General features: G+C 63.2%; 22 protein-coding genes and 1 pseudogene. 8 read left to right on the top strand and 15 right to left on the bottom strand.

Annotated features, from left to right (window positions below; all coding sequences use genetic code 11):
• Position 1 precedes the first annotated feature (1 nt).
• On the top strand, positions 2–703 hold the full coding sequence (locus DYZ14_RS14630; protein ID WP_232365555.1) for an ABC transporter ATP-binding protein: 702 nt from the start codon (positions 2–4) through the stop codon (positions 701–703).
• A gap of 84 nt (positions 704–787) precedes the next feature.
• On the opposite strand, the gene DYZ14_RS14625 is transcribed toward DYZ14_RS14630, so the two are convergent.
• The 4 genes and pseudogenes from DYZ14_RS14625 to DYZ14_RS14610 form a co-directional block, all read right to left on the bottom strand.
• The gene (locus tag DYZ14_RS14625) at positions 788–1,420 is read right to left on the bottom strand and encodes a class I SAM-dependent methyltransferase (protein ID WP_154721360.1); all 633 of its coding nucleotides are present in this window, start codon (positions 1,418–1,420) and stop codon (positions 788–790) included.
• Between the two features lie 13 nt (positions 1,421–1,433).
• Complete coding sequence (locus tag DYZ14_RS14620) at positions 1,434–2,225, bottom strand: sulfite exporter TauE/SafE family protein (RefSeq protein WP_154721359.1); 792 nt, start codon at positions 2,223–2,225, stop codon at positions 1,434–1,436.
• Positions 2,222–3,091: pseudogene (locus DYZ14_RS14615) on the bottom strand (MBL fold metallo-hydrolase); the annotation flags it as partial. The pseudogene DYZ14_RS14615 and the gene DYZ14_RS14620, both read right to left, overlap by 4 nt.
• 141 nt (positions 3,092–3,232) lie before the next feature.
• Positions 3,233–3,856: a peroxiredoxin gene (locus DYZ14_RS14610; RefSeq protein WP_445292491.1), complete on the bottom strand. Its 624-nt coding sequence runs from the start codon at positions 3,854–3,856 to the stop codon at positions 3,233–3,235.
• Positions 3,857–4,202: 346 nt separating this feature from the next.
• Between DYZ14_RS14610 and DYZ14_RS14605 the strand changes: the two genes are divergently transcribed.
• On the top strand, positions 4,203–5,123 hold the full coding sequence (locus tag DYZ14_RS14605; RefSeq protein ID WP_154721356.1) for a hydrogen peroxide-inducible genes activator: 921 nt from the start codon (positions 4,203–4,205) through the stop codon (positions 5,121–5,123).
• Positions 5,124–5,263: 140 nt separating this feature from the next.
• On the opposite strand, the gene DYZ14_RS14600 is transcribed toward DYZ14_RS14605, so the two are convergent.
• From DYZ14_RS14600 to DYZ14_RS14590, 3 genes are all read right to left on the bottom strand, one after another.
• The gene (locus tag DYZ14_RS14600; protein ID WP_154721408.1) at positions 5,264–5,932 is read right to left on the bottom strand and encodes a DNA-3-methyladenine glycosylase I; all 669 of its coding nucleotides are present in this window, start codon (positions 5,930–5,932) and stop codon (positions 5,264–5,266) included.
• Positions 5,933–5,946: 14 nt separating this feature from the next.
• On the bottom strand, positions 5,947–6,654 hold the full coding sequence (locus tag DYZ14_RS14595) for an HAD family hydrolase (protein ID WP_154721355.1): 708 nt from the start codon (positions 6,652–6,654) through the stop codon (positions 5,947–5,949).
• A 71-nt stretch (positions 6,655–6,725) separates the two neighbouring features.
• The gene (locus tag DYZ14_RS14590; RefSeq protein ID WP_232365554.1) at positions 6,726–7,733 is read right to left on the bottom strand and encodes a YeiH family protein; all 1,008 of its coding nucleotides are present in this window, start codon (positions 7,731–7,733) and stop codon (positions 6,726–6,728) included.
• Between the two features lie 103 nt (positions 7,734–7,836).
• On the opposite strand from DYZ14_RS14590, the gene DYZ14_RS14585 reads away from it, so the two are divergent.
• Positions 7,837–8,742, top strand: coding sequence for a LysR family transcriptional regulator (locus DYZ14_RS14585; RefSeq protein WP_154721353.1), 906 nt, complete (start codon positions 7,837–7,839; stop codon positions 8,740–8,742).
• Positions 8,743–8,761: 19 nt separating this feature from the next.
• Here the strand turns inward: DYZ14_RS14585 and copM are convergent, their stop codons facing one another.
• From copM to DYZ14_RS14565, 4 genes are all read right to left on the bottom strand, one after another.
• On the bottom strand, positions 8,762–9,142 hold the full coding sequence (gene copM / locus DYZ14_RS14580; protein WP_154721352.1) for a CopM family metallochaperone: 381 nt from the start codon (positions 9,140–9,142) through the stop codon (positions 8,762–8,764).
• 71 nt (positions 9,143–9,213) lie between these two features.
• On the bottom strand, positions 9,214–9,618 hold the full coding sequence (locus DYZ14_RS14575; protein ID WP_154721351.1) for a hypothetical protein: 405 nt from the start codon (positions 9,616–9,618) through the stop codon (positions 9,214–9,216).
• A 66-nt stretch (positions 9,619–9,684) separates the two neighbouring features.
• Entirely contained in the window at positions 9,685–10,440 is a 756-nt protein-coding gene (locus DYZ14_RS14570; RefSeq protein WP_154721350.1) for a hypothetical protein, read from the bottom strand.
• Between the two features lie 33 nt (positions 10,441–10,473).
• Positions 10,474–10,668 (bottom strand): hypothetical protein, encoded by a 195-nt coding sequence (locus DYZ14_RS14565; RefSeq protein ID WP_154721349.1) that lies wholly within the window; start codon positions 10,666–10,668, stop codon positions 10,474–10,476.
• Positions 10,669–10,800: 132 nt separating this feature from the next.
• Between DYZ14_RS14565 and hisS the strand changes: the two genes are divergently transcribed.
• From hisS to DYZ14_RS14545, 4 genes are all read left to right on the top strand, one after another.
• Positions 10,801–12,399, top strand: a complete 1,599-nt coding sequence (gene hisS, locus DYZ14_RS14560) for a histidine--tRNA ligase (RefSeq protein WP_154721348.1) — start codon at positions 10,801–10,803, stop codon at positions 12,397–12,399.
• Between the two features lie 198 nt (positions 12,400–12,597).
• On the top strand, positions 12,598–13,719 hold the full coding sequence (locus tag DYZ14_RS14555) for an ATP phosphoribosyltransferase regulatory subunit (protein ID WP_154721347.1): 1,122 nt from the start codon (positions 12,598–12,600) through the stop codon (positions 13,717–13,719).
• A complete protein-coding gene (gene hisG, locus DYZ14_RS14550) occupies positions 13,716–14,408 on the top strand; it encodes an ATP phosphoribosyltransferase (RefSeq protein ID WP_154721346.1) in 693 nt (230 codons plus the stop codon). The genes DYZ14_RS14555 and hisG overlap by 4 nt, the downstream gene beginning before the upstream one ends.
• 7 nt (positions 14,409–14,415) lie before the next feature.
• Positions 14,416–15,015: a class I SAM-dependent DNA methyltransferase gene (locus tag DYZ14_RS14545; RefSeq protein WP_154721345.1), complete on the top strand. Its 600-nt coding sequence runs from the start codon at positions 14,416–14,418 to the stop codon at positions 15,013–15,015.
• Positions 15,016–15,299: 284 nt separating this feature from the next.
• On the opposite strand, the gene DYZ14_RS14540 is transcribed toward DYZ14_RS14545, so the two are convergent.
• From DYZ14_RS14540 to groES, 4 genes are all read right to left on the bottom strand, one after another.
• Positions 15,300–15,743 (bottom strand): DoxX family protein, encoded by a 444-nt coding sequence (locus DYZ14_RS14540; RefSeq protein WP_154721344.1) that lies wholly within the window; start codon positions 15,741–15,743, stop codon positions 15,300–15,302.
• Positions 15,744–15,943: 200 nt separating this feature from the next.
• Positions 15,944–16,390 carry a hypothetical protein gene (locus DYZ14_RS14535; protein ID WP_154721343.1) on the bottom strand — a complete coding sequence of 149 codons (447 nt, stop codon included), beginning with the start codon at positions 16,388–16,390 and terminating at the stop codon, positions 15,944–15,946.
• A gap of 864 nt (positions 16,391–17,254) precedes the next feature.
• Complete coding sequence (gene groL, locus DYZ14_RS14530) at positions 17,255–18,895, bottom strand: chaperonin GroEL (protein ID WP_154721342.1); 1,641 nt, start codon at positions 18,893–18,895, stop codon at positions 17,255–17,257.
• Positions 18,896–18,961: 66 nt separating this feature from the next.
• A complete protein-coding gene (groES, locus tag DYZ14_RS14525; RefSeq protein ID WP_154721341.1) occupies positions 18,962–19,258 on the bottom strand; it encodes a co-chaperone GroES in 297 nt (98 codons plus the stop codon).
• A 168-nt stretch (positions 19,259–19,426) separates the two neighbouring features.
• Between groES and chrA the strand changes: the two genes are divergently transcribed.
• Entirely contained in the window at positions 19,427–20,815 is a 1,389-nt protein-coding gene (gene chrA / locus DYZ14_RS14520) for a chromate efflux transporter (protein ID WP_154721340.1), read from the top strand.
• The last annotated feature ends 9 nt before the right edge of the window (positions 20,816–20,824 follow it).

The raw sequence follows: 20,824 nt of genomic DNA, 5'->3' as shown, positions 1-20,824 counted from the left end.
AATGATGACGGCAGAACAACGTGACATACTCGTCGAGGTCAGCAATGTTTCGAAGCATTTCGGTGAAGGCCAGGCCCGCGTCGATGCGCTGCGGAGTGTCAGTCTGAAAATTCACTCCGGCGAGGTCGTCGCCCTTCTCGGTCCCTCCGGCTCGGGAAAGACCACACTGCTCAATGCGATCGGCTGCATCATGGAGCCGACGAGCGGGCGGATCAGCCTCGATGGCGATGTGGTATTCGACGGCCGCTGGCTGAAGGATGATTTGAGACGGCTTCGGCTCGACAAGATCGGCTTTATTTTCCAGTTCCACAATCTCCTTCCCTTTCTCAATGCCGTCGACAATGTCGCGCTGGTGCTGGAACTGGCCGGACGTGATTCGTCCGAAGCGCGACGCGAAGCGGTGCGCCTGCTCGACTATCTCGAAGTCGGGCATCGTCGTGACGCAATGCCTGCGAAGCTCTCGGGCGGGGAGGCGCAACGGGTGGCGATTGCACGCGCTCTCGCCAACAAGCCGCGCATCATCCTGGCCGACGAGCCGACGGCGGCACTCGATTCCAAGCGCGCCGGCATCGTCATGGATCTCTTGCGCAAGCTCGCCGTGGACAATGATGCCTGCATCATCGCGGTGACCCATGACGAGAAGATCTTCAACCGCTTCGACCGCATCTTCTCGCTCAGGGATGGCGAGTTGATCCAGGATTGATTCGCGCTGCCTCGCCTGACACGCATGCCCTTAAGCGCGTCGGCGATATCGGTGTCCGCGCCATGGCGCAGAGATTGGCGGAATTTACGGGTCTGCCAATTCCGGTCTGCGGGCGACGATGTAGGGGTTCTGCGGATACTTGCCGAAGATCCGCTCTTCGGCAATCTCGAAGCCGGCCTGCACAATGGCCTGGCGAAGCTGGGAGACGGTCAGCGCGGTTGCTGCCGGAAACATGCCGACCACCCGCAGCAGTGAAAACAGGGCGCGGAGTCTCAATGGCATGTCGGCGAAGCACCAGGTCTTGGTGATCAGCAGGCCGCCGGGCTTCAGATTGGCGAAAATCCGGGCCAACGCGGCTGGGTGATCTTCTACCAGGTGCAGCACATTGAATGCACAAATCGCGTCGAACGGGCCGCCGTCGAAAGCACTGCCGGCGTCGGCGACAACGAAGCTGATGTTATCTCCCGCGGGCTTGGCCCGCGCGATGTCGATCATTTCCGAAGAGAAGTCGGTGGCCGTCCAGTGCGCGACACCGACGGCCAGTCGAATTGCGGTACCTCCGGTGCCACAACCGAGCTCAAGGACGCGGTCCGAAGGTTTGAGATGGGACGCAACATCGGCCAGCATGGCTTCGTAGGCGGCCACGTCCTTGAGCGGCCGCGCCGCGTAACGCCCGGCTATCCTGTTCCAGAACTTCTGCTGCTTGGAATGTGTCATATTGCGCCCGTCATCAAAGAGGTAAGGCCGCGGCGCTGTTCTTGTACAACACGTAGAGCGCCACGACGATGATCAGTGCCGCAAAGATCTGATTTAGCAGGTTCCGTTTCGTAGCAAGCCGGGTCGCAAGCAACATGCCGCCAAGGCCGCCGATCACGCCGCCGCCGATGAACTCGGCCGCGATCGGCCAGTCGATGAGGCCCGAGACGGCATAGTTGATCGCGGTCGCCAGGCCGAAGGTGCCGACCGCGAGCAATGACGAACCGACCGCACTGATCATCGGCATGCCGGTCGAAAGCATCAGACCGGGGACGATCAGAAAGCCACCGCCAATGCCGAAAAAGCCGGAGGCGGCGCCGGCGCCAAGCGCGACGGCGGCCGTCTTCCAGCAGGTGAGCCGATCCGTCTTGACGATGCTTGAGGTAAGCGTGGTCCGCGGCCTCAGCATCAGGGCGGCAACGGCCAGCATCAACAGTCCGAACAGAAAAAGCAGTTTTTGTCCATCGAACGCCTTGCCGAGGCTCGAGCCGGCCAGCGCCCCGACGGTGCCCGTCGCGGCAAAGACAATCGCGCAACGCCACCAGACATGCCCTTTGCGGGCATGGCCGATGAGATTGGCATAGGCATTGATCGACACGGCCAGGGCGCCGGTGCCGATCGCTATATGCGGCTGGGATATGCCGACGACATAAAGGAGCAGCGGCGTGGCGAGGATGGAGCCGCCGCCGCCGATCAGGCCGAGGGTGAACCCCACCAGCCCGCCCGAACCGATTGCCGCGATGGCCTGGGGAATGACATCGATCATTCCCAGGCCGCTCCCGACAAGGCATCCAGAGGGATCTTCAGGTAGCGCTTGCCATTGGCTTCCGGCTCCGGAAGGCGTCCGCCGCGGATGTTGACCTGCAGCGCATGCAGGATGAGCTTCGGCATGGGAAGGGTCTTGTCACGCTTGTTGCGCAGCGCGACGAAGGCGGCTTCATCCTTGCCGGCAATATGCGGATTGCTGCGCTTCTGTTCGGCGACGGTGGTTTCCCACAGCGGTTCGCGGCCGTCAGGCTGATAGTCGTGGCCGGTGAACAGGCGCGTCTCGTCGGGCAGGGACAGGATCTCCTGGATCGAGGCCCACAGTCGCTTGGCGCTGCCGCCGGGAAAATCAGCCCGCGCGGTGCCGCTGTCGGGCATGAACAGCGTGTCGTGCACGAAGGCCGCATCGCCGATCACATAGGTGATGGAAGCCAAGGTGTGACCGGGGGAAAACAATACCCTTCCTTGCAGTTCGCCGATCGAGAAACTGTCGCCGGCTGCGAACAGGCGGTCCCAGTGCGAACCGTCGGCGGGGAAGTCGGGCCAGTTGTAGATGCCTTTCCACAGCTCCTGCACATCGACGACATGCGCGCCGATTGCGGTTGGCGCGCCGGTCTTGCCCTTGAGATAATGGGCGGCGGAAAAATGGTCGGCATGCGGATGGGTGTCGAGGATCCATTCCACCGTCAGGCTTTTCTCGGCGACATAATCGAGCAGCGCATCGGCATTGTGGGTCGCGGTCGCTCCGGACTTCTCGTCATAGTCGAGCACCGGGTCGATGATGGCGCATTTGCCGGTTGCCGGGTCGCTGACGACATACTGGACGCTGAACGTGCGCTTGTCGAAGAAGCCTTTCACCTCGGGCTTTGCAGTCATGCTGGGTTCCTTCCCTGTTGAATGAATGATGTTTCCGCGATGCTCAACCCCACTCAAGGGAAGCGAGTTCCCTTACATCGGTCGGGGAGAGGCCGATGCCCCGGCGCCGGTCGGACGCCGGGGCAGCTTGGATCAGGCGAGGTTCTTGACGGTGAAGTACCAGTCGGTGGTTTCAAGGCCTTCAGAGAGGCGCTTTTCCACTTCTGCCACGGTCTTCGGTGAACTAACCAGGACCTTGTCGCCTGGCTGCCAGTTTTCCGGCGTAGCGACGCCGTGCTTGAGGCTGGTCTGCAGGGCCTTGACCAGGCGAAGCACCTCAGGGACGCTACGGCCGTTGGTCATCGGGTAGTAAATCATCGCGCGCAGGATGCCCTTGTCGTCGATGATGAAGGTGGCACGCACGGCCGAAGTGTCGGAGGCGCCGGGATGGATCATGCCGTAGGCCGTTGCCACCCGCATCGAGAGATCCTCGATGATTGGGAAGGTGATCTCGGTGCCGAACTTTTCCTTGATGTTCTGCACCCAGGCGAGATGGGAATAGATGCTGTCGATCGACAGACCGAGAAGTTCGCAATTCATCGCCTTGAATTCTTCAGAGGCGTTGGCGAAACCGATAAATTCCGTGGTGCAGACCGGCGTGAAGTCCGCCGGATGGGAGAATAGCACCAGCCATTTGCCCTTGTAGTCTTCCAGGCTGCGGTCGCCATGGGTCCTCTTGGCAGAAAAGGCCGGTGCCGGCTCGTTGATGCGCGGCATGGCCGCGACAGGTGCGGGGGCCGCCACCGCGATCGCGGGAGCAAGGGCCGGTGCGACGGCGGCCGGGGCCTGCTGTGTCGGGGTGATGGGGGTGGTTTCGGAGCAGCTCATGTCTTCATTCCTTCTTTGCTGGCGCGGCGGGCTGGGGTAAGCCTCGAGCCTTTATGATCGTTTTAGGCACTTTGAGCCTTGGGAGCGGTGACCCGACGGAGCCTCAATGTCGCTCCGCAGTGCCTCACGGGATTGGTCCAAGGGATAACCGATCCCGACGACAGATATATACGTTATTGCGAAGCAACGAAGAAATGAATTATATGGGCTACAGTGATCGAAGGAACCGATTTGTATGGTGCCGCTACCGAGCCTGAGACAGTTGCGCTATCTGGTGGCGCTTGCCGATACGCTGCATTTCGGCAAGGCAGCCGATGCCTGTGCCGTCACGCAATCCACGCTGAGTTCGGGTATCCGCGAACTTGAGGCGCTGCTCGGCGTACCGGTCGCCGAGCGGACCAAACGCTCGGTGCTGATTACTCCGCTCGGCCAGCAGGTGGTGGATCGGGCGCGGCGCCTGCTGCAGGATGCCGAAGCGATCGTCGAACTCGGAACCCATGCGGCCAGGCCCATGTCGCGCCTGATCGAGCTCGGCGTCATCCCGACAATCGGCCCCTTCCTCCTGCCGCGCCTCTTGCCGCAGATCAACGCCCGGTTTCCCGAACTGAAGCTCGCCCTGCGCGAGGACAGGACAGAGGCCCTGCTCGAGCGACTGGCCGACGGAAGGCTCGATCTCCTGCTGATGGCCCTTCCCTATGCAACAGAGGGCTGCGAGGTCTTTCCGCTGTTCTCCGACCCTTACGTTTTTGCCTGCGATGCGGCCAATGGCCACTCCACGTCCGACAGCATCGGGATCGACGAGATCGAGCGAGAGCCGCTGCTCCTGCTCGAACGCGACCATTGCCTGCACAGCCATGCCTTGCCGCTTCTGGAGAGCATGGCCGGCAAGGCGCAGAACAGCTTCTCCGCGACCAGCCTGCATACGCTGGTGGCCATGGTCGCCGAAGGCATGGGCACAACCTTGCTGCCGCAGCTTGCGGTGCGAGCGGGCATCCTGCAGTCGAGTTCCGTTTCGGCGATCCCGGTCGAGGGAGAGGCGGGCGCACGCATGATCAGCCTGGTGTGGCGCAAGCAGTCTTCGAGAGCGGAGGAGTTCCGCAGGCTGGGTTCATTCGTGAGGGATTGGGCGGCCGTTCAATTCGCCGATCGCAACTGACGCCGCCGCCACCTTCCGACAGCAGACCGGAATGGACCGGCCTGCGCGGTCTCCTGCTGTCCTGCGGGTAGGTGTCGCCGGAAGGGCGAACGGGGGGAACCGTTTCACTTCGTTATTGAACAAGGAGCGGACAGGCCGCCTCAATCGATGCTGAGCCCCAGAATCCGGCTGATCTCCGTCAGCGAGCGCCCGGATTGCGCCCGCCAGATGTTGAACGCGGCCTGTACGGCGGCCTTGTCCTTGGCCGAGGAGGGCTGTCTGTCGACCACGCCCTCGGCGATCAGCCGGTTCACCACGCTCTGCGACAGGATGAAGCTGTCGATCCCGGAAAAACGCAGGAAGTACTGACCGGTATTGCCGCCGAGCCGGGAGCCGCGCTTCTTCAGCAGGTCGAGAAGTCCCATATAATTGTCGGCCGGCCAGTCCGCGAAGAAGCGGGCGGCGCTGCCGTGCTCGCGCGCCAGTTCCGACAGAAAGACGGCGTTCTCCTGCACCGAGCGGATCTTCTGTCCGTGCCTGACGATGCGGCTGTCCGAGACCAGCCGTTCGAAATCCTCGTCATGCAACATGCTGCACCGGCCGATGTCGAAGCCGTCGAACGCCGCCTCGAAACCGGGCCACATGGCCTCGACGACCTTCCAGTTGAAGCCGGACTGGAAGATACATTTGGTCATGGTGGCGAGGAAACGATCGTCCGGCGTGGCGGCGATCTCGTCCCTGGCGTTCGGGTATTGCAGCGCCGCTTCCACCGCGGCGACCCCGCCCTTGCGATCAGCGGCAATTTGCCAGATCTCGTCGAACAAATGCATCTTCGACACCGCCTCTATCTGCCGATTTCGTCAAGGAGCGGAAGCAGTTCGCCGAGATGGGCGATCTCGCGGAAGCGCGGCGCCTCCGTCGGCTTTTCCACGCGCTCCAGAACCCAGGTGAGTTCGTGCGGCACGAACACGCCCCAGGCGCCGGTGGCGATCGCCGGCACGATGTCGGATTTCAACGAATTGCCGATCATCATCGCCTGCTCCGGCCCGTCCGCCGCCTTGCCGAAGATGCGGCGATAGGTCGTCGCCGACTTGTCCGAGACGATCTCCACCGCGTCGAAATAGTCGCCGAGCCCCGATTGGGCCAGCTTGCGCTCCTGGTCGAACAGGTCGCCCTTGGTGATCAGCACCAGGTAATAGTCGCCGGCCAGCGCTTCCAGCGTATCGCGGGCATGCGGCATGGTCTCGACCGGATGGCTGAGCAGATCCCGGCCGATCGACAGGATCTCGCCGATGATCTGCGTCGGCACGCGACCCTCGGTCACCTCCAGCGCCGTCTCGATCATCGACAGGGTGAAGCCCTTGATCCCGAAACCGTAATGCGAAAGGTTGCGCTTTTCCGCCTCGAGCAGGCGCTGCGATATGTGCTCGCCCTCGGCGAAATCTGCCAGCAGGCCACGGAAATGCTCTTCCGTCAGCCGGTAGAACTGTTCGTTCTGCCAGAGCGTGTCGTCGGCGTCGAAGCCGATCACGGTGAGGGGGCGGATGCTCATGCACGTCTCTCTCTTGCGACCACACCCTGGCAAAATAGCGCCTTCGTTGGGCGATGGCGAGGCCGCGGCGTTCAAACGATGCCGATCAGGGTGATCATCGCCATGCTGATGCAGCAGAGCGCGAGAAGCGAGCCGAGCGCCGCCATCACCACGCGGCCGCCGGCCTGCCTGAGGCTGCGCACGTCGACGGAGAGCCCGAGACCCGCCATGGCCACGGTGGTGAGCAGGCTGGAGGTCGAGGTGAGCAGCGCGACCGTGTCGGGCGCAAGCAGATCGGCCGACCGGAGCGCCGCCATGATGGCAAAGCCGACGATGAACCAGGGCAGCACATGGGCGAGGGACAAACGCCGGCCGCCTAGGCCCCGCGCAAGGCCGACGATGAAGAGCAGTGGACCGAGCATCAGCACGCGGATGAGCTTCACCAGCGTCCCGGTCTGCAGGCTGACCGCACCGATCGGTGCCGTCGCCGCGAGCACCTGCGGTACGGCATAGACGGTGAGCCCGGCAAAGACGCCGTATTGAACCGCCGAGAGATGGACCACGATGCTCATCAGCGGCATGGCCAGCACGGCGACCACGCCGAGCACGGCGGTAAAGGCGATCGAGGCCGCCACGTCCTCGGCACTGGCTTCGATCACGGGAGCCGACGCGGCAATGGCGGAGTTTCCGCAGATCGAATTGCCGAAGGCAATGAGGAAAGCGAGCCTGGGCGAAAGGCCGATAAGTCGGCCGATGGAAAAGCTGGTGGCGATCGACAGCAGCACGACCACGGCAATGCCGGCCACGAGCTGTGGTCCCGCCTCGCGAATGGCCGTGAAGCTGACCGAGGCACCAAGCGCGACGATCGCGCATTCCAGGAGAAAATGCGCTGAGAGAGTGATACCGGGGGTGAAGGCGGGCGACAGCCTGAACCCGGAGCGCAGGGCCGTGCCGATGACAATGGCGAGGACCAGGCTCTCGATCGGACGTGCGCCCGACAGTGCGAGTTCGGCTCTTTCGAGGAGCAGGCCGGCGACCGCGACCGCGCTGGAGAGGGCAAGGCCGGGAAGATATGAGATCAGGCGGGAGGAGGAGATCATGACGGCGGGGACCAGTGGGAGACGGTCTATTGTTCTCCGTGCAACCGTCGACTTCCATCGCATAATTGCGTATGAATCATTCGCTTCAAGTGAATGATTGGCCATGACATTCGAACAGCTATCCATTTTCGTCGCGGTCGCCGAACGCGAGCACCTGACCCGCGCCGCCGCCGCGATCGGCCTGACGCCGTCGGCAGTGAGCGCCGCGATCCGCACTCTCGAGGCCTATTATCGGGTGGCGCTGTTTCATCGTGTCGGCCGCCGCATCGAACTGACCGGGGAGGGCCGGCTGTTCCTCGACGAGGCGCGCGCGACGCTCGCCCGGGCGCGGGCCGCCGAACTGATGCTGTCGGAACTGGGCGGGTTGTCGCGTGGGCGACTTGCCGTCCATGCCAGCCAGACGGTGGCCAGCTATTGGCTGCCGCCCGTGCTGATGCGGTTTCACGCCGACTATCCGGGCGTCGAACTCGAACTGACCATCGGCAACACCCGCTCTGTCGCCCAGGCGGTGAACGCGGGGACCGCCGATATCGGCTTCGTCGAGGGAACGGTGCTGGATCCGGCCCTTGCCGTTGCCAAGGTGGCGGATGATGCGCTTCTGGTTGCAACGGCGCCCGACCATCCCTTTGCCGACGGGCGGGCGCTGTCGCCCCGTCAACTGGTCGAGGATACCGGCTGGGTGATGCGCGAAGTAGGTTCGGGAACCCGCTCGACCTTCGAGGAAACCCTGCGACGGCTCGGCGAAGATCCGGCGCGCCTGCGCACGGTGCTGACGCTGCCATCCAACGAAGCGGTGCTTTCGGCCGTGGTCGCCGGCCCCTGCGCGGCAGTCGTCTCGGGGATCGCCGCGGCCTGCAGGATGCGTGACGGTAATCTCGTCGCGGCGAATTTCGCTTTGCCGGCCCGGCAGTTCTCCATTCTGCGGCACAAGGAACGCCGCCCGAGCCGGGCGGCGTCCATGCTGGAGAAGATGAGCCGGGATGTGCCGTCAGTGGGGGTCAAGCGTTAGGCTTGGCCGTTCCGGCGGATCACTGGCCTTGCTTGGCCAGCCATCCCTTCATCATGGCGATCTCGCCTTCCTGGGCCTTGATGATCTCTTCGGCGAGTTTGCGGATTTCCGGATCCTTGCCGTATTGCAGCTGGATCTTCGCCATGTCGATCGCCCCCTGGTGATGGGCAATCATGCCGCGGACGAAATCGACATCGGTATCGCCGGAAAATTCTATCGCCATGTCGGCGTGCATTTTTGCGTTGGCCTCCGCGAAGGCCTTGCTGGACGGGCCCTGGTCGCCGACCGGTTGGCTCATGTCCATGGTCGCGGTGTGGCCTTCGTGGCTGGTGCTGTCCTGGGCCCAGGCAGCGGTCGAAAGCAGGACGGCGGATGCAGTGAAGAGTGCCTTGATAGTCATGGTTTTTCCTTTGTCTTTGAGACGGAATTCATGGTTTGGCGACAGGCGCCATTGAAAATGAATCGATGTCGTCAGACGCGGGGAGGGGGATCGAGAGGGGCGGTCGGCCAGGAGGACAAGGCGACGATGATCGCCGATGCTTCGGCAGCGCGCGGCTGCTTGCCGGAGGCGGCGATCTCGAGAGCGGCCGGCAGCGTCAGGCAGGCCGCGCAATGCGGCGTCCGGTCCGTCTTGCCAGGATGCGGGCAATCGGCATTGGCCGTGGCGGTTGCCGATATCCCCTTGGCCGCAGGCTGCATCGCGTGGCCATGCGGGGCGTGGCCCCTTGTTGCTGGCTCTGCAACCGCACTTGCGACGCTCATATCCCCCGAAGCCATCGCGGCTACGCCGGTCAGCGGCATGGCGCCATAGGCCAGCGCGGCGAGGACAAGGAGGGTGCGGATCAGCAGCGTCATGGCCTGGAAATTAAGCCGCATTTCGTCGAAAGCAAGGCCGGTCCGTCCGCCATGCCGGTTTCGTGATGTGATCTGTTCTGAACGGGGTCAGACCGCGATGACCTTGTGCAAAATGCGGTAGTCCCGGCTCTCCTCGCCGAGCGGCGCGACAGGCCAGTCCCATTCGGCCGCGTGCGAAGGAACAGCCACGCCATGCAGCAGGTCGCCCTCTTCGCTAAGCCGTCCGGTCCGGTCGATCACCGCATAGCCAATGTCGGTGACGAGGCAGGTCTGAACCGGAAGGGCGCCCAGTCCGTCGAGATGGGCGCGGATCAATCGCGGCAGCGTGTCGGCGGGCATGCCGTGTCCGCCCTCCTTTTCCAGTCGCCGCTTCGCGCCCTGTCCGATCTGCGACAGGAGATTGGCCGAAACGACGAAGTCGAGATAGGGCACCTGCCGCAGGAAGCCGAGCGGATCGGCCGCGCCGCCGGCTCTCAGGTCCTCATAGCCGGAAAGATCGCGCTCGATCAGCCGGACGTTCTTCAGCCCCTTCATGCCAAGCCAGGCCCTGACGTTCGCTAGATGGACGAGATCGACGAGAACGACCGTGTCGAAGGCGCGGGAGAGTTCGATGATCGGCACGTCGCGCAGCAGGCCCGAGCCGAGCACCACGGCGGTGCGGCGCTGCCGACACTTTGCCATCGCCGCAAGAACCGCCGCCTTGCTGTTCTCCTCATGCTCCCGCCAGTCGGCGGCACAGCGCCCGGCGCGCGACCAGAGATTGACGGACGAGCGCATGAAGGGACGGTGACCGGGCGCGGTCAGCGGCCAGGTCGCGGCATAGTTCAGGGCTTCGAGGATCATGGGCTACCGGTAGATTTGCGAGCGGTGGCGCATTCATGGCGCTCCTTCGCCGAGTTGTGTTTCCTCAGCCTTGCCCGCGTTTTTCTGTCGCAAACTTTCTTCGCGCGAAATCCGGGCGATGAGGACGTCCACCAGATAGGCCTCAAGACTCATGCCTGCCGCGGCCGCATGCCGCTCAAGTTCGGCATGCATTTCGTCCGGCATGTCGATCGTCAATTGCCTGTTCATCGGCCGACCCCTCGTTTGGCCAAGAATATACCACCCGTTCGCCCTGCCTTCCAGCCTTCGCCCTTGCCGCCAAAACCTTGATCCTCTAAGACACCGACACATTTGAAAACGAAGAAATCCGGTGCCCGCATCATGAGCGAAAAGACCAAGAAGCCGCAGAAACTGAGAGCCCGCCTGCCGCGCGGCTTCGTCGATCGCGAGGCGGCCGACATTCGTGCGGTCAACGAGATGACGGCGAAGATCCGCGAAGTCTACGAGCGCTACGGCTTCGACCCGGTCGAAACCCCGCTGTTCGAATATACCGATGCGCTCGGAAAATTCCTGCCCGATGCCGACCGGCCGAACGAGGGCGTCTTCTCGCTGATGGACGACGACGAGCAGTGGATGTCGCTGCGCTACGACCTCACGGCCCCGCTCGCCCGCCATGTGGCGGAGAACTTCCAGGAAATCCAGCTTCCCTATCGCACCTACCGCGCTGGCTATGTCTTCCGCAACGAAAAGCCCGGTCCGGGCCGCTTCCGCCAGTTCATGCAGTTCGACGCGGATTCCGTCGGCGCACCGGGCGTCCAGTCGGATGCCGAAATGTGCATGATGATGGCGGATACGATGGAAGCGCTTGGCATCAAGCGCGGCGACTACGTGATCCGGGTGAACAACCGCAAGGTTCTCGACGGGGTGATGGAGGCGATCGGTCTTGGTGGCGAGGAGAACGCCGGCCGCCGGCTGAACGTGCTGCGGGCGATTGATAAGCTGGATAAGTTTGGCGTCGAGGGCGTGAAGCTGCTGCTTGGTGCAGGACGCAAGGACGAGTCTGGCGACTTCACCAAAGGCGCGGGCTTGAATGACCAGCAAATCACAACGTTGTTGGCGTTGATTCTAACGAAGCCGGCGGTCGCGGCAGATCCGAAATCAGTCGGTGTTGACGCAGGATTTCAAGTTGAGATGATTTCACCGGAATTGGGTCTCTCGGCCAGCGAGATTGGCCAACTGGGGGCGGTTTCCACTGCGAAACTTGAGGAAGGGCTCGAAGAGCTGGTCACCATGCAGAAGCTATTTGTTTCAGCTGGTTATGAGGCGGATCGAATCAGAATCGATCAAAGCGTCGTCCGCGGCCTCGAATACTACACCGGCCCCGTTTACGAAGCCGAACTGACCTTCGACGTTACCAACGAGAAGGGCGAAAAGGTCGTCTTTGGCTCGGTCGGCGGCGGCGGGCGTTATGACGGTCTCGTCTCCCGCTTCATGGGCCAGCCGGTTCCGGCCACCGGTTTCTCCATCGGCGTCTCGCGCCTGATGACGGCGCTGAAGAACCTCGGCAAGCTCGGCGCGGACGAGGTCCTGGCGCCGGTGCTCGTCACCGTCATGGACGGCGATGTCGAGAGCATGGGCCGCTACCAGCGCTTCACGCAGGCGCTTCGCAACGAGGGCATCCGCGCCGAAATGTACCAGGGCAACTGGAAGAAGTTCGGCAACCAGCTGAAATATGCCGACCGCCGCGGCTCACCCATCGCCATCATCCAGGGCGGCGACGAGCGCGCCCAAGGCGTGGTGCAGATCAAGGACCTGATCGAGGGCAAGCGCCTCTCCGGCGAGATCACCGACAATGCCGAATGGCGCGAGGCCCGCGTCGCGCAGGACGTCGTGCCGGAAGCCGACCTCGTCGCCAAGGTCCGGGAAATCCTCGAGGCCCAGGCGGAAGACCGTCGGCGGGCGAAGCAGGCCGATGTCTGAGATTGCGGCTTTTCCCCTCCCCAACCCTCCCCACAAGGGGGAGGGGGCCGGTCGGCGCTTGCCGCGAATGTCGGGGATAACCTCCTCACTGAGCCTGGCTGGTGGAGCGGGGATTTGCCCCGAGTCCTCTCCCCCCTTGTGGGGGAGATGGGCGGCAGCCCAGAGGGGGTCTTTTTCCTCGACTGCCGGAGCCGCCCCATGCCGCTGATCAACATGCCCGACTTCGCCGGTACTCTGCTCGACGAATTTGCCGCCCGCGCGACGGAGAGGGTCGACACGCCGGTGATCCAGCCCGCCGAGCCGTTTCTCGACATGGCCGGCGAGGATCTGCGCCGCCGCATCTTTATGACCGAGAACGAGCGGGGAACAAGCCTCTGCCTGCGTCCCGAATTCACCATTCCCGTCTGCCTGCGCCATATCGAGACTGCGACCGGCACGCCGAAGCGCTATGCCTATCTCGGCGAGGTGTTTCGCCAGCGCCGCGACGGTGCCAATGAATTCTACCAGGCCGGCATCGAGGATCTCGGCGATACCGGCATTGCCAGCGCCGACGCCCGCGCCATCGGCGACGCCCACGCCATTCTTGCCCGACTGCTCCCCGGCCGCACGCTCGTCGTGACGCTCGGCGATCAGGCGGTGTTCGAGGCGGTGGTCAAGGCGCTCGGCCTGCCCGCCGGCTGGCAGAAGCGGCTGATTCAGGCCTTTGGCAATCCCGAACAGATCGACCAGCTTCTGAAGAAACTCGCCAGCCCCAACCCTGTGCAGGGCCTTGATCCCGACATTGTCGCAATGGTCTCGAGCGGCAATGAACGGGCGCTGATCGCCCGGATCGACGAGACCATGCAGGCGACCGGCTATTCCACCAATGCCAGCCGCTCGCCGGCCGAAATCGCCATGCGCCTGAAGGAAAAGCTGGAACTGGCCGAGACCCGGCTCGATGGCGCGGCCCTGCTGCTGCTGCGCGAGTTTCTCTCGCTCGAACTGCCGCTGTCGGAGGCCTCAGCCGCGCTCGCCGGCTTTGCCGATGCGGCTGGCCTCAAGCTCGGTCCGGCACTGTCGCGCTTTGACGAACGGGTCGCCGCCCTTGCCAATATCGGCCTCGATCTCTCCCGGATCAATTATCGTGCCGCCTTCGGCCGTCCGCTCGATTATTATACCGGCCTTGTCTACGAGATCGGTGTCGAGGATGTGCCTGCGGTGCTGGCCGGCGGCGGCCGCTTCGACCGGCTGCTGACCCTGCTCGGTGCGGAAAACCATATTCCGGCCGTCGGCTTTTCGCTCTGGCTCGACCGGATCGACACGGAAAGGGCGCGCACATGATCACAATCGGGCTGCCCTCCAAGGGCCGGATGAAGGACGATTGCCAGGCGATCTTCGAACGCGCCGGCATGAAGATCGTCGCCGTCGGCAATGACCGCTCCTATCGCGGTCGCGTCGAAGGCATGGACGATATCGAGATCGCCTTCCTGTCGGCCTCCGAAATCGCCCGCGAGATCGGCGCCGGCACGGTCGACTTCGGCGTGACCGGCGAAGACCTGATCCGCGAAGGGCTGGCGGAAGCCGACAAGCGCGTCGAGATCTGCGCCCGCCTCGGCTTCGGCCATGCCGACGTGGTCGTCGCCGTGCCGGAAATCTGGCTCGACGTCGATACCATGGCCGACCTTGGCGACGTCGCCGCCGATTTCCGCGCCCGCCACGGCCGCCGTCTGGCGATCGCGACGAAATACTGGCGCCTCACCCAGCAGTTCTTCTCCAGCCAGCACGGCATCCAGCTCTACCGCATCGTCGAAAGCCTCGGCGCGACGGAAGGGGCGCCCGCCGCCGGCCAGGCCGATATCATCGTCGATATCACCTCGACCGGCTCGACGCTCAGGGCCAATCACCTGAAGATCCTGTCCGACGGCGTCATCCTCAAGTCCGAGGCCGGCCTCGTGCGGGCCCGCAAGCCCGAGCACGAGGGCGATCCCCGGGTGGCCGAGATCGTCGCGGCGGTCCGCGCGGCCCTGTGAGGCGACCATGAGCGAAGCGGAGCGGGTGATCAGTCTCTACGAGCGCCACGCCCTCGCCTTCGACGGCATCCGCTCGAAACACCTGTTTGAAAAGCCTTGGCTCGATCGCTTTGCGGCAAACCTACCGACAGGGGCTTCCGTGCTCGACATCGGCTGCGGCTCCGGCGAACCGATGGCGGCCGACCTCATTCGCCGCGGCCTTGCCGTCACGGGCGTCGATTCCTCCGAAACGCTGATCGGCCTTTGCCGCGAGCGATTTCCCTTCGACGACTGGCGTGTGGCCGACATGCGGGGTCTCGCGCTTGGCCGGACCTTCGATGCCCTCCTCGCCTGGCACAGCTTTTTTCATCTGACGCCCAACGAGCAGCGAGCTATGTTTCCGCTCTTCGCCGCCCATGCGGCCGATGGCGCCATGCTGATGTTCACCTCGGGCCCGGGCAAAGGCGTGGCGATCGGCAGCTTCGAGGGCGAGCCGCTCTATCACGCGAGCCTTGGCCCTGAGGAATACCGGCGGCTTCTTGGGGAGAACGGTTTCACGGTGGTCGACCACGTCACTGACGATCCGGACTGCGGCGGCGCGACCATCTGGCTGGCCCGCAGGGACTGAGCGGGACGCACAAAAACCGCCGGGTCGCTCCGGCGGTCAACGGATGGCAGAGGTCAGCCTGTCCAAGAAATAACCGTCGCCATGATCGTTCCTGGCAAGGCGAGCGATATCCGTTCCGCTTCTCCCCGGCGGGGAGAAGGTGGCGCGTAGCGCCGGATGAGGGGGTGGCGAAGCCGCGCCACGGGTTCGGCTACCGAATTGCCGAGGAATGCTATCTCTATCTTTGCCAGCAAAAAAAACCGCCGGATCGCTCCGGCGGTTCTGGGGCAGGGAACTGAGTTCGTTCAGGCGGCGACGGCCACACCGCGGCGGGCGTCGAGCGAATAGGCGCCCGGGCCGAAGGCGGCGAGCAGGATGTAAGCGCCGGCCAGCGTGATGTTTTTCATCATCATGATCTGGTTGAGCACGCTCAGCCAGCCGTTTGCGGCAGCCGGGAAGTCCGGCACGTTGATGGCCGAGCCGTGGAAGACGACGCCGGTGAACACGCAGAACAGGGCGAGCAGCCAGCCGGTGATCTTGGTCTGGAAGCCGACGAGGACGAACAGGCCGGCGGCCAGCTCGAACAGGCCGGCGAGATAGGCGAGCGCGGTGGCGGCGGGCAGGCCGGCGCCGGTGATCATGCCGGCGGTACCGGCCGGGTCGATCAGTTTGCCATAGCCGGAATAGATGAAGATGAAGGAGAGAAGCACGCGGGCGATAAGGATGAGGGCATTGTTGCTGTTGGACATGGTTTGCTCCTGGGAGAGGGCTTGCGGGTCGGTCCCAAGCCCTGCGGTTTGAATTTCCTGGGAGCCTTGTCTCACCTCTTGTGCGTCCGCGATAGATGGACGAACCTTGACTGATCGTTCAGTAAAATGAAACGATGCTGCCGCGCCGCCGGCAGAACCGCCGGCCACGGGTCAAGGAAAGCTGATGCCGATGGGGGATGTCAGGAAAGGGCGCGCAGCGGCGAAGCGGCCGCCAGCTTGAAACGCGGAAAGACGAAGATGCCGAGCATGCTGCCGGCGCTTGTCTCCTCGAGCCCGTCCGATTCGCCGATGCAGAACACCGGCTGGCGGTGGCCGTTCGGCAGGGCGATCGTCGTCGAATAGCAGAAATGCGACGACGAGGTCGCAGCCTGCTCGAACAGTTCGAGGATATGGGCCCGATCATTGGCGTCGTAGCAGCGCATCATGCTCAGCAGGCCGCATTCCGGGTTCTTCAGCCCGTGCAGCAGGGTCGCGCGTTCGCCAAGCTTGATGACGCCGTTGGAGAGGTCGCCGACCCAGCCCTCCGAAACGGTCAACTGGGTGCAAATATCGCTGATGCTGTCATCAGCTTCGGGAAATCCCGCGCTGAACGATGCTGCAAGACTGGCTCTGGCAATCTTAAACAAGGCGGTCCCCCGGCATGTCCCGACATATACGTGTCGTCGCTCTTGAATGCGTTTATTCCCGGTCGCCGGACGGCGGCCGTCGTCTCCACTTGCTCGGCGATCCGGTCGAGGCCTCAAACGCGCCGTGGACGCACGCCATCGGATAGGGCGCCAAGTACAGTTAACTATATACTAACGTATGCTGTAGAGTAGGCGCTTCGCGCATAGGTTACAACCACCCCATTCCCCATTGATGTCCGGCTCGCTGGCCGTTTACCATTGGTGGTGCCACCCCCGTAGCGTTCACCCTGGCATTTCAATCATCCGCCGAACCGTTATAAATATTTCACGCGGTCCGCAATGCGATTTTTAGCGTTCCAGAATGTTTTTTGAATACCGCGAATATCTGACCTGCGAACCGATCCTCCCCCTATGGAACTAGGGGCAATCATTGCAGATAGCACGCTTGCCAAAAAGTGAGAACGCCTCATTTTGACCTGTAAGTTCTAAAAATCGCCGGGTCGACGCAATTTTGCGACACCCTGGACTTTCCTCGTCTTCCGCCGCCAAGCCTGGATCTAAGCAAAATGGAGCATAGCCGTTGCCGTGCCGGAGTAAATCGGAAGTTTCATTATCATCTCCGAATGTGCGTACGAACGGATGGGCGGAGGTGATTTGGGGTTGCGAAAACTGTCTCCTGGCACAAACAGAAAGGGCGGTCCGAAGACCGCCCTTCCAAGAAGACTGAACCGGTTGGATCAGTATGACAGGCTTTTCGCCTATCACATCATGTCCATGCCGCCCCTTCAGCGCGCTTGGCGCGCTGAAGCACTTTGAGTGCATGGGCGAAGCTTTATGACCATGGCTGCGATAGGCTGGCGCCTATCACATCATGTCCATGCCGCCCATGCCGCCCATGCCGCCCGGCATGCCGCCGGCTGCTTCCTTCTTCGGAAGTTCGGCGATCATGGCTTCGGTGGTGACCAGCAGGCCGGCAACCGAGGCTGCGTCCTGCAGGGCGGTGCGAACAACCTTGACCGGGTCGACGATACCCATGGCGATCATGTCGCCATATTCGCCGGTCTGGGCGTTGTAACCCCAGTTGTCCTGATCCTTTTCGAGGATCTTGCCAACGACGATGGAAGCTTCGTCACCGGCGTTCTCGGCGATCTGACGGGCCGGAGCCTGCAGGGCGCGACGAACGATGTTGATGCCGGCTTCCTGGTCCTGGTTGACACCCTTGACGGTGATCTTGACCGACGAACGGAGCAGGGCAACGCCGCCGCCCGGTACGATGCCTTCCTGAACGGCCGCACGGGTCGCGTTCAGCGCGTCGTCGATGCGGTCCTTCTTTTCCTTGACTTCGATTTCCGTCGAACCGCCGACGCGGATCACGGCAACGCCGCCGGCCAGCTTGGCCAGACGTTCCTGCAGCTTTTCGCGGTCGTAGTCAGAGGTGGTTTCTTCGATCTGGGCCTTGATCTGGGCAACGCGGCCTTCGATGTCCGACTTCTGGCCGGCACCGTCGACAACCGTGGTGTTTTCCTTGGTGATCGAGACCTTCTTGGCGCGGCCGAGCATGTCGAGCGTGACATTTTCGAGCTTGATGCCGAGATCTTCGGAGATGACGGTACCGCCGGTCAGGATGGCGATGTCTTCCAGCATGGCCTTGCGGCGATCGCCGAAGCCCGGAGCCTTGACGGCGGCGATCTTCAGGCCGCCACGCAGCTTGTTGACGACGAGCGTTGCAAGAGCTTCGCCTTCGACGTCTTCAGCGATGATGACGAGCGGCTTGCCCGACTGAACGACGGCTTCGAGAACCGGCAGCATGGCCTGGAGGTTCGAGAGCTTCTTTTCGTGCAGGAGGATGTAGGCGTCGTCGAGATCGGCGACCATCTTTTCCGGGTTGGTGACGAAGTAGGGCGACAGGTAGCCGCGGTCGAACTGCATGCCTTCGACGACTTCGAGTTCGGTTTCGGCGGTCTTGGCTTCTTCGACGGTGATGACGCCTTCGTTGCCGACCTTCTGCATCGCTTCAGCGATCTGCAGGCCGATCGAGGTTTCGCCGTTGGCGGAGATCGTGCCGACCTGGGCGACTTCTTCCGAGGTGTTGATCTTCTTGGCCTTGGCCTGGAGATCCTTGACCACTTCGGTGACAGCGAGGTCGATGCCGCGCTTCAGGTCCATGGGGTTCATGCCGGCTGCAACGGCCTTGGCGCCTTCGCGAACGATGGCCTGGGCCAGAACGGTCGCGGTCGTGGTGCCGTCACCGGCGATGTCATTGGTCTTCGAAGCGACTTCGCGGACCATCTGGGCGCCCATGTTCTCGAACTTGTCTTCCAGTTCGATTTCCTTGGCGACCGAAACGCCGTCCTTGGTGATGCGCGGAGCGCCGAAGGACTTGTCGATGATGACATTACGGCCCTTCGGACCGAGCGTTACCTTCACTGCGTCAGCGAGGATGTCGACGCCGCGCAGCATCTTTTCGCGCGCAGTACGGCCGAACTTGATTTCTTTAGGTGCCATTTTCAAAACTCCCGGGGCTTAGCCCATTGGTGAATTGTTGATTTTGGGAAGAGGTAACCGGCTTTATCAGCCGATGACGCCCATGATGTCGGCTTCCTTCATGATCAGAAGGTCTACGCCGTCGAGCTTGACTTCGGTGCCCGACCACTTGCCGAACAGGACGCGGTCGCCGACCTTGACGTCGAGCGGAACGACCTTGCCGTGGTCGTCGCGGACGCCCGAGCCGACAGCGACGATTTCGCCTTCAGCCGGCTTTTCCTTGGCGGTGTCGGGAATGATGATGCCGCCCTTGGTCTTTTCTTCGGCCTCGATACGGCGCACGACGACGCGGTCGTGAAGCGGACGGAAATTGGTGCTTGCCATTGTCTAATCCCTCGATCAAATGACATGAGCGGATCACGAAGGATCCGCGTGGATATTGTTAGCACTCCCCTCTGGTGAGTGCTAGCGAGCTGGAGATAAGGACGGGCCATGAGCGAGTCAAGCACGGCCTGTCGAAAATATTTCATGCGCCATCGTTAACACGGCCGCATGACAGAACATGTGACAGAGCGATTGCGCGGACTCACGGAAGATAAGGCACAAGGGGCGTTCTCCGAACTGGTGCGCGCCTTTGCCCATATCGGCCTCATGAGCTTCGGCGGCCCGGCAGCCCAGATCGCCCTGATGCACCGCATCTGCGTCGAGGAAAAGCGCTGGGTGTCCGAAGACCGGTTCTTGCACGCGCTCAATTTCTGCATGCTGCTGCCCGGCCCGGAAGCCCAACAGCTTGCGACCTATATCGGCTGGCTGACGCACGGCGTTCGCGGCGGAATGGCGGCCGGCCTGCTCTTCGTCCTGCCGGGGCTTGCCGTCATTCTCGGCCTGTCGACGCTCTATGCCTATTATCACGACGTCGGCTGGGTCGCCGGCCTGTTCTTCGGGCTGAAGGCGGCGATCCTGGCGATCGTCGTCGAGGCGGTGGTCAGGATCGGCCGCCGCGCCTTGAAGACGCGCTTCCATCGTCTCATTGCCCTTGCCGCCTTCCTCGCCCTGTTCGCTTTCGCTCTGCCTTTTCCACTCGTCGTGTTGGCGGCCGGGCTTGCCGGTCTGGCCGAGGCACGGGCGGTTGCGCGCGACGACACCCATGCCTCCGATCCTGGCGAGCCGGACCGGGCGGAACCGCGCCGCCTCGGCCGCTCGCTCGCCACGCTCGCCTTCTGGCTGATCGTCTGGCAGGCGCCGATCCTTCCGCTCTGGCTGCTTGCCGGCGAGGGCGGTCTTGCCGAGGTCTTCGCCTTCTTCTCCCGCATGGCGCTCGTCACCTTCGGCGGCGCCTATGCCGTTCTCGCCTATGTCGCGCAGGTGGCGGTCGATCAGTATCATTGGCTGAAACCCGGCGAGATGCTCGACGGCCTGGCGTTGGCCGAAACCACGCCCGGGCCGCTCGTGCTGGTGTTGTCCTATGTCGGTTTTCTCGCCGGCTTCCGCGATGCCGGCGGTCTGCCGCCTTTCCTCGGTGGTGTGCTCGGCGGGCTGCTCGCGGCCTGGGCGACCTTCGTCCCGAGCTTCGTCTGGATCTTCGCCGGCGCGCCCTATGTCGAGCGGCTGCGCGGCAATCGCATGATTACCGCAGCGCTTTCGGCGATCACCGCCGCCGTGGTCGGCGTCATCCTAAACCTTGCGGTCTGGTTTGCCCTGCACGTGCTGTTCGCGGAGGTCGGGCAGTGGTCCATCTGGCCGGTCGCGGCCGAGGCTCCGGGTGGAGCAGCCCCCGCCTTCTCCGTCTCCCTGCCGCTGCCCGACCCGACCACGCTTGATCCGGCCGCCCTGGTCCTGGCCTTCCTGTCGGCGGTGATGATCTTCGTTCTCAAGCAGGGCATGGGCCGCACCCTGCTGACGGCTGCCGCGCTCGGCCTGCTCTGGCGGTTGGCACTCTGAGCGCGGGCA

It is taken from the genome of Ciceribacter sp. T2.26MG-112.2 (assembly GCF_900492205.1).
GTDB classification, from domain to species: Bacteria; Pseudomonadota; Alphaproteobacteria; order Rhizobiales; family Rhizobiaceae; genus Allorhizobium; species Allorhizobium naphthalenivorans_A.
This window is presented reverse-complemented; position numbering and strand designations above follow the sequence as displayed.

Bases quoted from the DNA above. Each gene is read 5' to 3' on its own strand.
- DYZ14_RS14630 (WP_232365555.1), top strand. From the start codon at position 2: ATGATGACGGCAGAACAACGTGACATACTCGTCGAGGTCAGCAATGTT.
- DYZ14_RS14625 (WP_154721360.1), bottom strand. From the start codon at position 1,420: ATGACACATTCCAAGCAGCAGAAGTTCTGGAACAGGATAGCCGGGCGT.
- DYZ14_RS14620 (WP_154721359.1), bottom strand. From the start codon at position 2,225: ATGATCGATGTCATTCCCCAGGCCATCGCGGCAATCGGTTCGGGCGGG.
- DYZ14_RS14610 (WP_445292491.1), bottom strand. From the start codon at position 3,856: ATGCCGCGCATCAACGAGCCGGCACCGGCCTTTTCTGCCAAGAGGACC.
- DYZ14_RS14605 (WP_154721356.1), top strand. From the start codon at position 4,203: ATGGTGCCGCTACCGAGCCTGAGACAGTTGCGCTATCTGGTGGCGCTT.
- DYZ14_RS14600 (WP_154721408.1), bottom strand. From the start codon at position 5,932: ATGCATTTGTTCGACGAGATCTGGCAAATTGCCGCTGATCGCAAGGGC.
- DYZ14_RS14595 (WP_154721355.1), bottom strand. From the start codon at position 6,654: ATGAGCATCCGCCCCCTCACCGTGATCGGCTTCGACGCCGACGACACG.
- DYZ14_RS14590 (WP_232365554.1), bottom strand. From the start codon at position 7,733: ATGATCTCCTCCTCCCGCCTGATCTCATATCTTCCCGGCCTTGCCCTC.
- DYZ14_RS14585 (WP_154721353.1), top strand. From the start codon at position 7,837: ATGACATTCGAACAGCTATCCATTTTCGTCGCGGTCGCCGAACGCGAG.
- copM (WP_154721352.1), bottom strand. From the start codon at position 9,142: ATGACTATCAAGGCACTCTTCACTGCATCCGCCGTCCTGCTTTCGACC.
- DYZ14_RS14575 (WP_154721351.1), bottom strand. From the start codon at position 9,618: ATGCGGCTTAATTTCCAGGCCATGACGCTGCTGATCCGCACCCTCCTT.
- DYZ14_RS14570 (WP_154721350.1), bottom strand. From the start codon at position 10,440: ATGATCCTCGAAGCCCTGAACTATGCCGCGACCTGGCCGCTGACCGCG.
- DYZ14_RS14565 (WP_154721349.1), bottom strand. From the start codon at position 10,668: ATGAACAGGCAATTGACGATCGACATGCCGGACGAAATGCATGCCGAA.
- hisS (WP_154721348.1), top strand. From the start codon at position 10,801: ATGAGCGAAAAGACCAAGAAGCCGCAGAAACTGAGAGCCCGCCTGCCG.
- DYZ14_RS14555 (WP_154721347.1), top strand. From the start codon at position 12,598: ATGCCGCTGATCAACATGCCCGACTTCGCCGGTACTCTGCTCGACGAA.
- hisG (WP_154721346.1), top strand. From the start codon at position 13,716: ATGATCACAATCGGGCTGCCCTCCAAGGGCCGGATGAAGGACGATTGC.
- DYZ14_RS14545 (WP_154721345.1), top strand. From the start codon at position 14,416: ATGAGCGAAGCGGAGCGGGTGATCAGTCTCTACGAGCGCCACGCCCTC.
- DYZ14_RS14540 (WP_154721344.1), bottom strand. From the start codon at position 15,743: ATGTCCAACAGCAACAATGCCCTCATCCTTATCGCCCGCGTGCTTCTC.
- groL (WP_154721342.1), bottom strand. From the start codon at position 18,895: ATGGCACCTAAAGAAATCAAGTTCGGCCGTACTGCGCGCGAAAAGATG.
- groES (WP_154721341.1), bottom strand. From the start codon at position 19,258: ATGGCAAGCACCAATTTCCGTCCGCTTCACGACCGCGTCGTCGTGCGC.
- chrA (WP_154721340.1), top strand. From the start codon at position 19,427: ATGACAGAACATGTGACAGAGCGATTGCGCGGACTCACGGAAGATAAG.